The sequence below is a fragment of the Phytobacter palmae genome, assembly GCF_039409775.1.
In the GTDB taxonomy this organism is placed as follows: domain Bacteria; phylum Pseudomonadota; class Gammaproteobacteria; order Enterobacterales; family Enterobacteriaceae; genus Phytobacter; species Phytobacter palmae.
This window is the reverse complement of record NZ_JBCIVJ010000001.1, coordinates 375088-389446: the sequence shown is the minus strand read 5'-3', so window position 1 is coordinate 389446 and position 14359 is coordinate 375088. Positions and strand designations below refer to the sequence as shown.

The window sequence follows — 14359 nt, the reverse complement described above, 5'->3', positions numbered from 1 at the left end:
TACAGCTATTAAAACGACAATATTCCTGCAGGAGCATTTATGGGGACGCAAGAAGCCATCACCAATATTATTCGTCTGGTCGGTGGACAGGATAATATCAACAATGTCTGGCACTGCATGACGCGCTTACGCTTTGATCTGGTGGATGATAATAAAGTCGATCAGAGTGCCATTAAGGCATTGCCGGGGGTTCTGGGAGCGCAACTGCAAAGCGACCAGTTTCAGATTGTTATCGGGCCGAAGGTCAACAGCTGGTATGAGCAAATGCTAACGGCGCTGGGAAAAGCCCCACAAGGCGAGACGCATGTTAAAGGGCGTAAAAGCCTGGTCTCGATGTTTATGGATACTGTATCAGGCGTGTTTGGTCCTATCGTGCCTGCAATTGCCGGTGCCGGGATGATTAAAGGCCTGCTGGCCGGATTAATTGCCCTGAAAGTGGTTTCGGCGAAAAGCGATACCGTGGTGGTAATTGATTTGATCGCCAGTGGTGTCTTTTATTTCCTGCCGTTTTTCCTGGCGGTTTCGGCGGCAAAAATTTTCAAGACCAATGAATATCTGGCAGCAGCCGTTGCAGCCTGTTTAATGTATCCATCACTGATCGATGCCGCTAAAGCGCTGGCGGCGCATCAGGAAGGGGCGGTGAGTGCTTTCTGGTTACTCAATGCGCTACCGGTTTCGGTGTTTAACTACGCCTCAAGCGTGATTCCGGTCATCTTCTCTATTCTGGCGCTGAGCTATATCCACCGCTGGGTGGACAGGATAATGCCGGACGTATTAAAGACGGTCTTCACGCCTACGCTGACCTTATTTCTGGGGGCGCTGGCGGCACTGGTAATTATCGGACCGATTGGGATCTGGCTGGGGAAAGCGCTGGCTTTCTTTATTCAGGGGTTGTTTGGTATTTCGGCCAGTTTTGCCGGGCTGGTAGTGGGGGCGATTCGCCCGGTCGCGATTCTGACCGGCATGCATCACGCCATGACGCCCATCGCTCTGCAAAACTTTAGTGAGCATGGCTATGACATGCTGATGCCGATGATGTTTATGGCGAATATGGCGATTGCCGGCTCGACGTTCGCCATCTGGCGGATAAGTAAAAACCGTCAGGACAGAACGGTGACCCTGTCGGCCGCGATCTCCGCGCTGTTGGGTATAACGGAACCCGCCCTGTTTGGTGTCCTGACGCGTTACAAAAAGGCGTTCATTGCCGCCACGGTGGCCAGCGCCCTGGCCTCTGCGTTTATTGCCTTCTTTGGCGTGCGGCTGTATGGCTACATTTTGTCGAGCATCTTTAGTCTGCCTGCGTATATTGGCCCGTATTTCGTCTTTGCGCTCTCGGGAGTGGCGATGGCGCTGGTGCTCTCCTTCCTGCTGACAACCTTGCTGGTCGGCAAAGACACAGCGGAGTAACCTACCGTCGGTGCGCCAGTCGGCGCACCAGACGATCGCCGGCCATCTGCACCCCTTGCACCATTAACAGTAAGATCACCACGGTACCCACCATCACCTGATCGTTAAAACGCTGATAGCCATAGCGAATAGCGAGATCGCCCAGCCCACCACCACCAATAACGCCTGCCATGGATGAGAAGCCAATTAGCATCACAACCGTAAGTGTGATCCCCGCGAGCAGCGTTGGTAGCGCTTCGGGCAACAGGGCTTTTGTAATCACATGCCAGACGTTACCCCCCATGGACAAAATGGCTTCGATACGTCCGTAATCCACTTCATCGAGCGCGCTTTCGGTGAGTCGCGCAAAGAAAGGGAATGCGCCAATGGTGATAGGCACTATTGCGGCAGTGCTGCCAAGGGTGGTACCGATCAGCAGACGCGTGAAGGGAATAAGCGCTATCAGTAGCACGATGAAGGGTAACGAACGGCCAAAATTGACGATCGCCCCCAGCAGCGCATTGACGCGTGGCAGGGGAAACAGGCCATTACGGCGCGAAAGAAACAGAATGACGCCCAGCGGCAGACCGATCAGCACGGTAAACAGCGACGCCAGGGCCACCATATATAACGTCTCCAGCGTGCCGTTGAGCAGCAACGGCCAGAGATCTTCCCAACTCATGCTACCCCGCATAAAGGCCTCCCGTTAAAACCGTGGCGGGCAAGGAAATCCTGCTCAGCCTGGGGATCGTGTAATAGCGCATGGCGCAGTTTTGACCACGGGGCAGTGAGTAGATCAGCGATTTTCCCACTCTCCCTGACTTCGCCGTTTTCCAGCAGTGCAGCGTGGTCGCACAGGGTTTTTACCACGTCCAGTTCGTGCGTAATCAGGACAATGGTTAAATTCAGCTTCTGGTTTATGTCAGCCAGCAGCGCCAGGACAGAAGCGGTGGTTTCCGGATCCAGCGCGCTGGTGGCTTCATCGCACAACAGCACATCCGGCCTTGCCGCCAGCGCCCGCGCGATACCAACACGCTGCTTCTGACCACCAGAAAGCTGCGAAGGGAAAGCATCGGCTTTATCGCTTAGACCCACCAGATGCAATAGCTCTTCCACGCGTGCATGACGCAGCGGTTTCGGCACGCCGGCTATTTCCAGCGGAACGGCGATGTTATCGGCCACCGTACGCGCGTGCAGCAAGTTGAAGTGCTGGAATATCATGCCCGTTCGCAGTCGGTGCTCACGCAGACCGGCTTTATCCAGTTGGGTAATGTCGCTGCCGTTGATGATGATGCGGCCCGTGGTGGGCCGCTCCAGCAGATTCAGGCAACGGATTAGGGTGCTTTTCCCCGCGCCGCTGCGGCCCAGGATGCCGTAAATGGCCCCCTTAGGCACATGTAGCGACACGTTGTTCAGCGCCGGTCGGCCTGTTCCGGCATAGGTTTTACTCAGCCCGTCAATTTCAATCATGACTGAGGAGCAACCGGGATCACCGAGCCGTTGTAGGTTTTACGAATGAACTCTGCCACCTGGGGAGAGGTGAGGTCTTTGGCCAGTTCTTTGATACGTGGGTCGTTAGCCAGAGACGGGTTGGTCACCAGGATATTGGCGTACGGGTTATGTTCCGCGCTCTCCAGTCCCAGCGCGTCTTTAGCTGGCGACAAACCCGCCTCCAGCGCGTAGTTGCCATTGATCACCGCCAGGGCGACATCATCCAGTGAGCGCGGGATCTGCGGGGACTCCACTTCGAGGATCTTTAAGTGTTTCGGGTTCTCAACAATATCTTTTGGTGTCGCCAGTGTGCTGGCCGGATCGGTAAACTTCGCATCAAGTTTAATTAACCCCTGGCTTTGCAGCAGGAACAGCGCGCGGCTCAGGTTGGTGACGTTGTTAGGAACGGCGACGGTCGCGCCCTCTGGTACCGATTTAAAATCTTTATATTTGTGCGAATAGATGCCCAGTGGTTCGATGTGTACCGTGGCGGCGACGGCAAAGGTTTTACCCAGCGCTTTTTCCTGGCTTTTCAGGTAAGGCACATGCTGGAAATAGTTGGCATCCACATCGCCGCTCGCCAGCAATTCATTGGCATTTGCGCCACTGGTCAATTCAACGATTTTAATATCCAGTTTCGGATCCAGCTTTTTGACGTAATTAAGGATTTCCGCATGCGGAACCGGATCTGCTGCGATGCGCAGTGCTTCTGCCTGTGCAGTACCCCATGCCAGAGAAAGAGACAACGCTACCCCTGCCAGTTTAAAAGCGGCATATTTCATAATGTATTTTCCTGTGTTGTTATGGTGTCAAACGATCAATTGTTCACTGCGCTCACGCAGTACATCGCGGTAATAACGCTCGGCGACATCCGGGTGCGAACGTAAGCGGCCTTTCAGGTAGTTCCAGCCGACATCGCGTAAGAGAGGATTTTGCGGATCGCTCTCCGGCCCATGCGCTTCACGTGCCAGCGCTTCCGGCAGGGCGTAAATGGGGACCACGGCATCCAGCTGTGCGCCAAGGAAAAAGGCAATCGACAGGCGATCTTGCCCTGCGGGTGGTGAGACCACACGATGTACCGTGGCGCGCAGGTAACCATTGGTGGCCAGCTCCAGCAGCTCGCCAATATTGACGACAAAACTGCCAGGCAGCGGTGCCGCATCGATCCAGCGATCGGGGGATACTTCAACCTGTAGCCCTTTTTGCTCGTCCTGGAGCAGGAAACTCAGAAACCCCGAATCCTTATGCGCTCCCACGCCCTGGCTGCTTTGCGTGCTCTCCTGGCCGGGATAGCGAATCAGCTTGATATGTTCATTGGGTTTGTCGCCATACAGTGCGTCGAAAGCATCAGCAGGCAGACGCAGCGCTTCGGCAAAAGCACGCAACAGCACAATGGCCATCCCGGTCATCGACTTTTGCCAGGCGAGTAGCGTGGTTTTCAGTTCCGGTTGCTCCTCTGGCCACAGATTGGGGCCCTGCAAGCGCCGCCAGCGCGGGTCGCTGTCACTCAACAGCAGTTCCGGTCGTTCTGCGCCGATATCGAACTGTTCACGCCAGTCTGGTTTGCCACGGGTGATTTCCGATGCCGCACGGTTGTAGCCGCGAAAATGGGGGGAGTGAATCATCGCCACTTGCTGTTTTTGCGCATCACTGAGGGCAAAAAAGCGGCGGGCTTCGTGCTGAACGGCGCGCTGCAGGTCGTCATTCACACCATGATTAATAAGGTAAAAAAAACCGATATCGCGTGCGCTTGTGCGCAGTTGCTCAAGAAAGGCACCCCGCTCAGCGGGATTGAAATAGTGGGCCAGATTGAGGATGGGTAATGTTGTCGCGTTCATTGTGTTCTCCGAATAGTCGTTCGCAGGTGATGATTTTTAGAGTCCGGGGTTGGGCACAACAGCAGCGCATCATGATGCTTTCCTCACAAGTGATTTATGTCCAGCTTGCCTTAAGGCAAAGAATTCAACCAATAACGTTCTTTTCTAATTTATGACCGTCCGGGGTTCGTTGCTTTTGCGAAAAATGCATTTAGCGCAGGAGTTGCTTAGGGAAAAGAATTTCGCTAGACTTTTGTTATGTTATAACAATACATGCGAGAGCAAAATGAAACCTGATATCCATCCGCACTACCGCACGGTGGTGTTTCATGACACCAGCGCGAACGAATATTTCAAAGTCGGTTCGACGATCAAAACCGATCGTGAGATTGAACTGGAAGGTGTGACATATCCTTACGTGACCATTGACGTCTCTTCTGTTTCCCATCCGTATTACACCGGTAAACAGAAAGTGGTGGGCAATGAGGGAAGCGCGGCGCGTTTTCAGCAGCGTTATGGGCGCTTTATTGGCACGAAAAGAGGCTAACTCATGCAGGTACTGAACTCTTTACGCAGTGCGAAACAACGCCACCCTGACTGCCAGATAGTCAAGCGCAAGGGGCGTTTGTATGTGATTTGCAAATCTAATCCGCGCTTTAAAGCGGTGCAGGGAAGAAAGAAAAAACGTTAACCGCGAAAGCTCTCAAGGGATTGCAGCTGTTTGCCGTCAGCAGTGAAATTGCCGACGGCAAGCCACTGTCGAAACGCGTTATCAAGGCGCGGCCATTCGCTATCAATAACAGAAAACCAGTCGGTATCGCGATTGCGTCCTTTCTGGACCAGCGCCTGACGAAATCGTCCTTCGTACTGAAAGCCCAAACGAAGTGCTGCGCGACGGGACGGTTCGTTCAGGCTATTACATTTCCATTCGTAGCGGCGATACCCCAGCGTCTCCAGGGCGTATTTCATCAATAGCCACTGCGCTTCGGTAGAGGCGCGGGTGCGCCTAAGCAGGAGAGAGAAATGCACACTTCCCACCTCAATGACGCCATTTGCAGCATCAATACGCATGAGTGAAAGTGTACCGACAGGCGACTGAGTACGGTTATCGATGACCGTGAAATGCACAGGATCCTTTAATTCACAGACGCTTGTTACCCATGCGGTGAATGCCTCAACATCGTTTTCCGGTTCACGCAGAAGCCAGGTCCAGCTACTGCCATCTCCGGCCAGACGATGGGCAGCAAACAGTGCCGGTGCGTGTTCGATCCTCAGCGGTTCCAGGCGACAGTATTGCCCCTCAAGCGTCACGCGTTGAGGAAAAGGGCGGGGCTGCCAGTCGGGAAGGGCATCGCCCACGGGTTGTCCGTATTGATTCAGTTGATTCATAGTGGCTCCTCTTTGCGATTCACCCAGCGTAAAATCTCACTGGTTCCATAAGAAGTGCCATCAGGTTATATTTTTATGGGTCCACTGAGGAGCGAGGCTATGAATATCCCCGATGACGCTTTACAGGCGCTGCTGCGTCCGGCGCTGGCAGAACGTGACGGATTGACGCGGCAGCGGGCGTTATATATGGCACTGCGGGATGCCATCCTCAATGGAACGTTAAAAGCGCATTCGCTGCTCCCGGGCTCACGTGTGCTGGCAAAAACACTCGCTGTTTCCCGAAACACTGTTAACGCCTCGCTGGAACAACTTGTCATTGAGGGCTTCGTTCAGCGTGAAAGGCAGGGCACGCGGGTATCGAGGCTCGCCAGTGCGCCTGTTGCACGTGACACGCCTGTTGTGTCTCTTGCGCAACGGGTGCGGAATCTGCCGCAGGGAATGCCCCGAAACTCCCCGGCACTTGCCTTTACGCCAGGTCTGCCCGCTGTTAACTATTTTCCCATGACCACCTGGCGCAGGCTTAATGAGCGCGTCTGGCGTAATGAGGGCAGTGCGCTGCTGGGGTACGGAGAGTCAGGCGGAGAGCGGAGGTTGCGAGCGGCTATCGCCCGACACCTTGCGCTGGCCAGAGGCATTCATTGTGAAGTCGAACAGATTGTGATTACCGAAGGTGCCCAGGATGCGCTGATGTTATGCATTCATCTTCTCTGCGATCCGGGAAATATTGCCTGGGTAGAGGAGCCGGGCTACAACGGTGCGAAAAGCGCCTTTCTGGCGGCTGGATTGCAGGTAAAGGGGATCCCTGTTGATGAAGAGGGAATGACGCTGGTGGAAACGGTAACGCCACCGCGCATTATCTATACCTCACCTTCGCATCAATACCCGCTGGGTTATGTAATGAGTGCTGCCAGACGTTTGCAGATTCTGGACGCAGCCACGCGTGGCGGAAGTTGGATCATCGAAGATGACTATGACAGCGAGTTTCGCTATCTCGGCGATCCGATACCTGCCATGCTGGGAATGACTTCCGACCCACCGGTGGTCTATCTGGGGACATTTAGCAAGACGCTGTTTCCGTCGTTACGTATTGGTTTTATGGTGATGCCCCCTGCGCTGGCGCACGCAGCGGCACCGGTTATCAACAGTCTGCTGCGTGGCGGGCATCGTAGCGAGCAACTGGCTCTGGCACATTTTATCGAGGATGGTCACTACGCACGTCATCTTGCGGCCATGCGTCGGCTCTATCGTAAGCGACAGGCGCACTTACGCGAGGCCTTGCAGACTGGGCTCAGTATGGAACATCGGGTATTGGGTGGCGAAGGTGGGCTGCATTTGACGCTTTCGGTGCCGGGAATCAACGACCTGCATGTAGCGAGTGAGGCGCGGAGGTTTGGTCTTGCACCTCATGCATTAAGTCGTTTTTATTTACAGCCATCACCGACATCAAGTGGCCTGGTTCTCGGCTATGGTAATACTTCTGCCAGCCTGTTTTCCGGAAGTGTGCGCACGCTGGCGCGACTGATTACGCAGTCTCAGGGCGGGTGAGGGTAAAGACGTCGTAGAAAGAGAGTTCTCCCTTACGGGATAACATCTGCTGGAGCTGTGCTTTACGCGCAGTATCGACCGCAGGAGAGGTAAGGATGGCGCTGATAAGCTCTTGCGGGACAAAGCGTGTATTGTACCATTCGCCGTTATAACAGACGCGAAAATCGAGGACATCGATATCTTCGTAGTTATAGCGTGGATAGACATCGAAGAAAAAGAAGCCGTTTAACAGGACGAACAGCATCACCAGCAGCCACACGGAGTCCACCAGCGTTTCTGATTGCAACATGACGGCAAGCGTGGCGAGCCAGGCAATATACATGCCGACAAACAGACCTGGATGTTTGCGAATAAAGCTAATACTAAAGCGCGGACGGTTGTCTCGCTTTTCACGCTTATTAATGTCGTCGATTGTTTCGCTGAGCAGCCGCTGAATCTCTGTCATCTCACGCCTTCGTCTTTGGGAATATACCGAGTAGAGCGTATTTTAAGTTGCCATTATGTGTGAAAAAAGTAACAGTTTATCGACAAAAAAAGATAACAGTTAAATTGCTTCACCCGGAATGGCTTTGATAATTCGTGCAGGGTTGCCGCCGACCACCACATTCGGCGGAACGTCTTTGACGACCACCGCGCCGGAGGCGATAACTGCGTTATCACCAATGGTCACGCCTGGATTGATAACTGCGCGTCCACCAATCCAGACGTTATGACCAATGCGAACCGGTTTGCCGTATTCGAGACCGCTGTTGCGCGCGTTGGCTTCCAGCGGATGTGTTGCCGTATAGATATGTACACCTGGCGCTAACATACAATTGTCGCCAATATGGATGGGGCAGACATCCAGCATGACGCAATCGAAATTGGCGTAAAATTCCTTACCCAGAAAAATATTGTAGCCATAGTCACAGCGAAAGTTTGGTTCAATATATGCACCGGAGCTTTGGCCGAGTAATGTGGCAAGAATGGCAGTGCGTTCTGCTTTTTCGTCAGGGGCGGAATGGTTATACCGATGAAGCAGCTCTCTTGCATGCATGCGGTCAGCCCGTAGCGTATCGTCCGCAGGCCGATACGGTAAGCCGGAAATCATTTTAAGTTTTTCTTCGCTCATGAAGATAACATGCGCCTGCTAATGCCGCTGGATAAAAAATTAAAACCGTAAATAAACATCGGGAAGACTTAGCGTACAAATTTCCACACAGAAGGAGGGATTTTGTCATACAGTTTATTCATGGTTAGCTCAGCCAGACGATGATCGGCTGCTGAATAAAACACCGTAAGTTCATGGTCGGGCAGTTCGTATTTATTTTTTTCAATGACGCGTTCGAGTGTGTCAATTGTCTGACAACGTCGTAATCGCATCAAATAATCAATTTTGGTTAATGGTTTATCAGACATGATTTTACCTTTACTGGTTGAAATATTTAACAGGAGTGACTAACAGGGTTAGCCTTGCTCACATTGACGAAACAACGAAACAATCGGTTTCCCGATTTACGCCATTTCTGCAAGTCTTGTGTGTTGATACCGTAACTACTGAACAGCATAAACGTATCATCAAGGTATTCGTCTATCTGCTCAATCAGTTTATTATCTTCATTATACTTAATTTTATAATTAAGTGCGAAGGTTGCTATATGTTCAATCAGCTCATTTAACTGCAAATTGAGTGCCGAAGTTGGATCGTTAACCCACCCATGATGGCTTTCTTCAAGATTCAGAAGGCAATCATGGTACAACGTTTCGCAGAGAAATTTAAGCTGCGCGATATCATGCCTTTTTGGCGAGTATTCGTCCATAACACATCCCCTTCTGAGTCGCTTTTTTTACTCACTGAACACTGCTCCGGGGTGGAAAAGTCTGATCTGACCAGCAGCATATGCCGCTTTTCCTCATTGATTTAACTATAAGCCAGTCTTAAAAAGATTTCATTGTGCTATTACGAAAAATTACAATTATCGCGTTTTGCTCGACGAAAATGGAGGAATTATGCCGTTTATTTTCATCTTTTATGCGAGGTTTTCTTGCGGGAAAATAGGAACTTTCCTTATTCTTCATTGAGTTAGTAGCCATTGCTGGATATTAAAGGCTATTTAAATATTCCAAAATGGCTAATTGCCAGGAATATTCTTACTTAAACTGATTGTACCAGATAATTAAGAATTTTACCTAAGTATATAAGTGGAGCTCCTAATGACGTATTAATTGTGTGCGCTATTACGGCTGCACAAAATAAACAAAGAGACAATACGGAGTTTTAATGATCAGAATAGTGAATATGAAAAAGGCCGCTTTCGCGGCCTTTTCTTTCATCACTATCAGTGTTGCTCAACCTTATGGCTGTGCTCAATATCCTCGTTTCTGCGACTAAAGCGGCGGCGTACCACCACAAAGAACACAGGAACGAAGAAGATCGCCAGTACCGTCGCGGTAATCATACCGCCCATTACACCGGTACCTACGGCGTTTTGCGCACCGGAACCGGCGCCGGTACTGATAACCAGCGGCAGAACCCCAAGGATAAACGCCAGCGATGTCATCAGGATAGGACGCAGACGCATACGTACTGCTTCCAGGGTCGCTTCAATAAGACCTTTGCCTTCTTTTTCCATCAAATCTTTGGCGAATTCGACGATAAGTATCGCGTTCTTCGCCGACAGACCAATGGTTGTCAGCAGGCCTACCTGGAAGTAAACGTCGTTGGTCAGACCGCGTAATGTCGCGGCCAGTAGCGCACCAACCACCCCGAGCGGGACCACCAGCATTACGGAGAACGGAATCGACCAGCTCTCGTACAGAGCAGCCAGGCACAGGAACACCACAATCAGAGAGATGGCGTACAGCGCGGGAGCCTGGTTACCTGACAGACGTTCCTGATACGACATGCCCGTCCAGTCATAGCCAATACCGGTCGGCAGTTTACCGGCCAGTTGTTCCATCATCGCCATTGCTTCACCAGTACTTTTACCCGGTGCAGACTGGCCGAGGATCTCCATGGATGGCAAGCCGTTATAGCGTTCCAGACGCGGAGAACCATACTCCCAGTGCGATGTCGCAAAGGCGGAGAAAGGCACCATCGAGCCGCTTGCACCGCGGACATACCAGTTATCGATATCGTTCGGCAACATACGGTATTTGGCTTCGGACATAACGTACACTTTCTTCACACGACCACGGTCGATGAAGTCGTTGACGTAGCTACCGCCCCATGCCGCGCCAAGCGTAGTATTGATGTCAGTTAACGAGACACCCAACGCCTGTGCTTTTTCCTGGTCGATATTGATTTTGAACTGCGGCGTATCTTCCAGACCGTTCGGACGCACACCGACCAGCAGATCCGGATGCTGTGCAATCTCTCCGAACAACTGGTTACGCGCCTGCATCAGCTTGTCATGCCCCAGGTTTGCCTGGTCAATCAGTTGGAAGTCAAAGCCCGTAGCCGTACCCAGTTCAACAATCGCTGGCAAGTTAAAGGCGAACACCATCGCATCTTTAATTTGCGAGAAATGCGCGCTTGCACGACCTGCGATCGCCGGCACTTTGTTTTTCTCGCCCGGACGTTCATCCCAGTTTTTCAGCGACACGAACGCAATACCGGTGTTCTGACCACGCCCGGAGAAGCCAAAGCCGTTAACGGTAAACACAGAGTTCACGTTATCTTTTTCGTTTTCCAGGTAGTATTTCGTCACCTCATCCAGCACTTTCTGCGTACGCTCTTGCGTCGCTCCAGCCGGGAGCTGCGTCATGGTCAGGAACACACCCTGGTCTTCATCTGGCAGGAACGAACTTGGCAGACGAACGAACAGGATAGCCATGCCAATCACGATGAGAATGTAGAGCAGCAGATAACGACCCGTACTGCGCAGAATATTGCCTATGCTGTCGGTGTAGTGGTGCGTGCTCTTATCAAATACGCGGTTAAACCAGCCGAAGAAACCTTTCTTGCCTTCGCCGTGATCGCCTTTGGCAATCGGTTTGAGCATGGTCGCACAGAGCGCTGGCGTCAGGATTAACGCTACCAGCACAGAGAGCGCCATTGCTGAAACAATGGTGATAGAGAACTGACGGTAAATCGCACCAGTAGAACCACCGAAGAAGGCCATCGGAATAAATACCGCCGACAGAACCATCGCGATACCTACCAGTGCGCCCTGAATCTGGCCCATGGACTTACGCGTGGCTTCTTTTGGCGGCAAACCCTCTTCGGACATGACACGCTCAACGTTCTCTACCACGACGATGGCGTCATCCACCAACAAGCCTATCGCCAGCACCATACCAAACATGGTGAGGGTGTTTATTGAGTAACCAAATACCGACAATATGGCGAAGGTACCCAACAGTACGACTGGCACCGCGATGGTTGGAATCAACGTTGCACGGAAGTTCTGCAGGAACAGGTACATTACCAGGAATACCAGCACGATCGCTTCAACCAGCGTTTTTACCACTTCGTTAATGGAGATCTTAACGAATGGGGTGGTATCGTACGGATAAACCACTTTCAGCCCGTGCGGGAAGAACGGCTCCAGTTTGGCGATAGTGGCACGCACCGCATTCGCGGTATCCAGCGCGTTCGCGCCAGTTGCCAGCTTAATACCAAGACCTGATGCGGGTTGACCGTTGAAGCGGGCTACGACATCGTAGTTTTCGCCGCCCAGCTCAATTTTTGCCACGTCACGCAGACGAACCTGCGAACCATCCTGATTAACTTTCAACAGGATCTTACCGAACTCTTCCGTTGAGGTCAGACGTGTCTGCGCGATGATGGAGGCGTTCAACTGCTGGCCTTTCACCGGCGGCGTCCCCCCCAGCTGACCGGCTGCGACCTGGGCGTTCTGCGCTTTAATAGCCGTGATGACATCGACAGGGGTCAACTGGAAGTTATTCAGTTTGTTCGGGTCCATCCAGATACGCATTGCATATTGCGCACCGAACAGTTGTACGTCACCCACACCTTTCGTACGGCTGATGGGGTCTTTGACGGTAGCGCCAACGTAGTCGGCAATATCTTCCTGCGTCATGGAACCATCGGTACTGATCATACCGAGAACCATCAGGAAGCTACTGGATGACTTCTCAACGCTCACACCCTGCTGCTGAACTTCCTGCGGCAGTAATGGCATTGCCAGCTGCAGTTTGTTCTGCACCTGCACCTGGGCGATATCCGCGTCGGTACCAGAATCGAAGGTGATGGTGATCTGTACCGTACCAGAAGAGTCACTGGTGGAGGACATATACAGCAGACCATCGATACCGTTCATGTTCTGTTCGATAACCTGTGTAACGGTGTCCTGCACCGTTTTTGCATCAGCACCTGGATAGGACGCGCTGATCTGAATTGCCGGCGGCGCAATCGTAGGATATTGCGCGACTGGCAGCTTCAGGATCGCCAGTCCCCCCGCAAGCATGATGATTATGGCGATCACCCAGGCAAATATGGGGCGATCAATAAAGAAATTTGGCATGTCTTAACGGCTCCTGTTTAAGTTAAGACTTAGACTGCTGTGACTGCGCGCCGGCCGGGGCTTGCTCTTTATTCTCAGCGGTCACTTCCTGTGCTTTTACCTGCGCACCGGGTCTTACTTTTTGAAGGCCTGTCACAATCACGCGATCGCCTGCTTTCAGGCCATCTGTCACCAGCCATTTATCGCCAATGGCCTGTGTCGCGGTGATTTTACGGATTTCGACTTTATCGCCTTCACCCACGACCATCGCGGTAGCATCACCACGCGGGGTACGGGTCACGCCCTGTTGCGGAACCAGCAGTGCGTTCGGGTTGGTGCCTTCTTCAAGTTTCGCCCGTACGAACAGACCTGGCAGCAGCGTCATATCCGGGTTCGGGAAAATCGCGCGCAGTGTGATCGAACCGGTAGTTTGGTCAACGGTGACGTCAGAAAATTCCAGTGTACCGGTCTGCGGATATTTCGTGCCGTCGTTGGTCACCAGCTCGACTTTCGCTTTACCGTTTTCCTGTTTCAACGTGCCGTTCGCCAGCTCCTGTTTCAGTCGCAGGAAGTCGTTGCTGGACTGAGTGACATCGACGTAGATGGGGTCAAGCTGTTGAACTGTTGCCAGAGCGGTTGTCTGACCGGTTTGCACCAGCGCACCTTCGGTCACGGACGATTTACCGATTCGGCCGCTGATTGGAGAGGTCACTTTGGTGTAGGCAAGGTTGATACGCGCGGTTTCAACCGCAGCTTTTGCCGCAACGACGGCTGCATCTGCCTGCTGTGCATCAGCCTGAGCGGTATCATAATCCTGTTGACTGATGTATTTGGTACCCAACAATTTCTGATAACGAGCAACGGTCATGCGCGCAATGTTTGCCGCGGCCTGTGCTTTTGCCAGATCGCCTTTCGCGCTTTCATAAGAAGCCTGATAAGTAGCTGGATCAATCTGATAAAGCGAGACACCCGCTTCTACATCACTACCTTCTGTGAAGTTGCGTTTTAAAATAATGCCACTGACCTGAGGACGGACTTCCGCAACGCGAAAAGCACTGGTTCTGCCTGGAAGTTCTGTTGTGATCTGCAGAGGTTCTGTTTTTAGCGTGACGACGCCAACTTCTGGCGCCTGGCCCGCAGCGCCCTGTTGAGCGGGTTTTTCATCACATCCTGTAAGCGCTAAGCTGCCTGAAAGCATCAGAACGACCGCCAGAGGCGTTAACCCTCTGTTTTTGTTCATATGTAAACCTCGAGTGTCCGATTTCAAATTGATCAATGGATCAA

The 14359-nt window shown here is 52.3% G+C and carries 15 protein-coding genes; 4 read left to right on the top strand and 11 right to left on the bottom strand.

The genetic code is table 11. The annotated features are described in order from the left end of the window. Window positions 1-39: 39 nt before the first annotated feature. Window positions 40-1407, top strand: coding sequence for a PTS transporter subunit EIIC (locus tag AAIG39_RS01915; protein ID WP_090082544.1), 1368 nt, complete (start codon window positions 40-42; stop codon window positions 1405-1407). A gap of 1 nt (window position 1408) precedes the next feature. Here AAIG39_RS01915 and AAIG39_RS01910 read toward each other — a convergent pair whose 3' ends face one another. The 4 genes from AAIG39_RS01910 to AAIG39_RS01895 are packed head-to-tail and all read right to left on the bottom strand — an operon-like array spanning window position 1409 to window position 4715. After that, window positions 1409-2068 (bottom strand): methionine ABC transporter permease, encoded by a 660-nt coding sequence (locus tag AAIG39_RS01910; protein ID WP_249569958.1) that lies wholly within the window; start codon window positions 2066-2068, stop codon window positions 1409-1411. Beyond that, on the bottom strand, window positions 2065-2856 hold the full coding sequence (locus AAIG39_RS01905; RefSeq protein WP_343193077.1) for a methionine ABC transporter ATP-binding protein: 792 nt from the start codon (window positions 2854-2856) through the stop codon (window positions 2065-2067). Before AAIG39_RS01905 ends, AAIG39_RS01910 begins: the two co-directional genes overlap by 4 nt. Beyond that, on the bottom strand, window positions 2853-3659 hold the full coding sequence (locus AAIG39_RS01900; RefSeq protein WP_090082539.1) for a MetQ/NlpA family ABC transporter substrate-binding protein: 807 nt from the start codon (window positions 3657-3659) through the stop codon (window positions 2853-2855). The genes AAIG39_RS01905 and AAIG39_RS01900 overlap by 4 nt, the downstream gene beginning before the upstream one ends. Before the next feature lie 27 nt (window positions 3660-3686). Then, the gene (locus AAIG39_RS01895; protein ID WP_343193076.1) at window positions 3687-4715 is read right to left on the bottom strand and encodes an isopenicillin N synthase family dioxygenase; all 1029 of its coding nucleotides are present in this window, start codon (window positions 4713-4715) and stop codon (window positions 3687-3689) included. Window positions 4716-4980: 265 nt separating this feature from the next. On the opposite strand from AAIG39_RS01895, the gene AAIG39_RS01890 reads away from it, so the two are divergent. Together AAIG39_RS01890 and ykgO are read left to right on the top strand one after the other, a co-directional pair. Next, window positions 4981-5241, top strand: coding sequence for a type B 50S ribosomal protein L31 (locus AAIG39_RS01890; protein ID WP_041852470.1), 261 nt, complete (start codon window positions 4981-4983; stop codon window positions 5239-5241). Between the two features lie 3 nt (window positions 5242-5244). After that, entirely contained in the window at window positions 5245-5385 is a 141-nt protein-coding gene (gene ykgO, locus AAIG39_RS01885) for a type B 50S ribosomal protein L36 (protein ID WP_006818844.1), read from the top strand. On the opposite strand, the gene AAIG39_RS01880 is transcribed toward ykgO, so the two are convergent. Continuing rightward, the gene (locus tag AAIG39_RS01880) at window positions 5382-6083 is read right to left on the bottom strand and encodes a GNAT family N-acetyltransferase (protein WP_343193075.1); all 702 of its coding nucleotides are present in this window, start codon (window positions 6081-6083) and stop codon (window positions 5382-5384) included. The genes ykgO and AAIG39_RS01880 overlap by 4 nt on opposite strands. A 99-nt stretch (window positions 6084-6182) precedes the next feature. On the opposite strand from AAIG39_RS01880, the gene pdxR reads away from it, so the two are divergent. After that, window positions 6183-7628 (top strand): MocR-like pyridoxine biosynthesis transcription factor PdxR, encoded by a 1446-nt coding sequence (pdxR, locus tag AAIG39_RS01875; protein WP_343193074.1) that lies wholly within the window; start codon window positions 6183-6185, stop codon window positions 7626-7628. On the opposite strand, the gene AAIG39_RS01870 is transcribed toward pdxR, so the two are convergent. The 6 genes from AAIG39_RS01870 to acrA all read right to left on the bottom strand — a co-directional run bounded on the left by AAIG39_RS01870 (window position 7606) and on the right by acrA (window position 14315). Next, window positions 7606-8073: a YlaC family protein gene (locus AAIG39_RS01870; protein ID WP_343193073.1), complete on the bottom strand. Its 468-nt coding sequence runs from the start codon at window positions 8071-8073 to the stop codon at window positions 7606-7608. The genes pdxR and AAIG39_RS01870 overlap by 23 nt on opposite strands. A gap of 99 nt (window positions 8074-8172) precedes the next feature. Then, complete coding sequence (gene maa, locus AAIG39_RS01865) at window positions 8173-8739, bottom strand: maltose O-acetyltransferase (RefSeq protein WP_090082526.1); 567 nt, start codon at window positions 8737-8739, stop codon at window positions 8173-8175. Between the two features lie 68 nt (window positions 8740-8807). Then, a complete protein-coding gene (locus AAIG39_RS01860) occupies window positions 8808-9026 on the bottom strand; it encodes an HHA domain-containing protein (RefSeq protein WP_041852465.1) in 219 nt (72 codons plus the stop codon). A gap of 26 nt (window positions 9027-9052) precedes the next feature. Further along, entirely contained in the window at window positions 9053-9427 is a 375-nt protein-coding gene (gene tomB / locus AAIG39_RS01855; RefSeq protein WP_090082524.1) for an Hha toxicity modulator TomB, read from the bottom strand. Between the two features lie 519 nt (window positions 9428-9946). Further along, entirely contained in the window at window positions 9947-13096 is a 3150-nt protein-coding gene (acrB, locus tag AAIG39_RS01850; protein ID WP_249572638.1) for a multidrug efflux RND transporter permease subunit AcrB, read from the bottom strand. Between the two features lie 22 nt (window positions 13097-13118). Further along, entirely contained in the window at window positions 13119-14315 is a 1197-nt protein-coding gene (gene acrA / locus AAIG39_RS01845) for a multidrug efflux RND transporter periplasmic adaptor subunit AcrA (protein ID WP_343193072.1), read from the bottom strand. Between the last annotated feature and the right edge of the window lie 44 nt (window positions 14316-14359).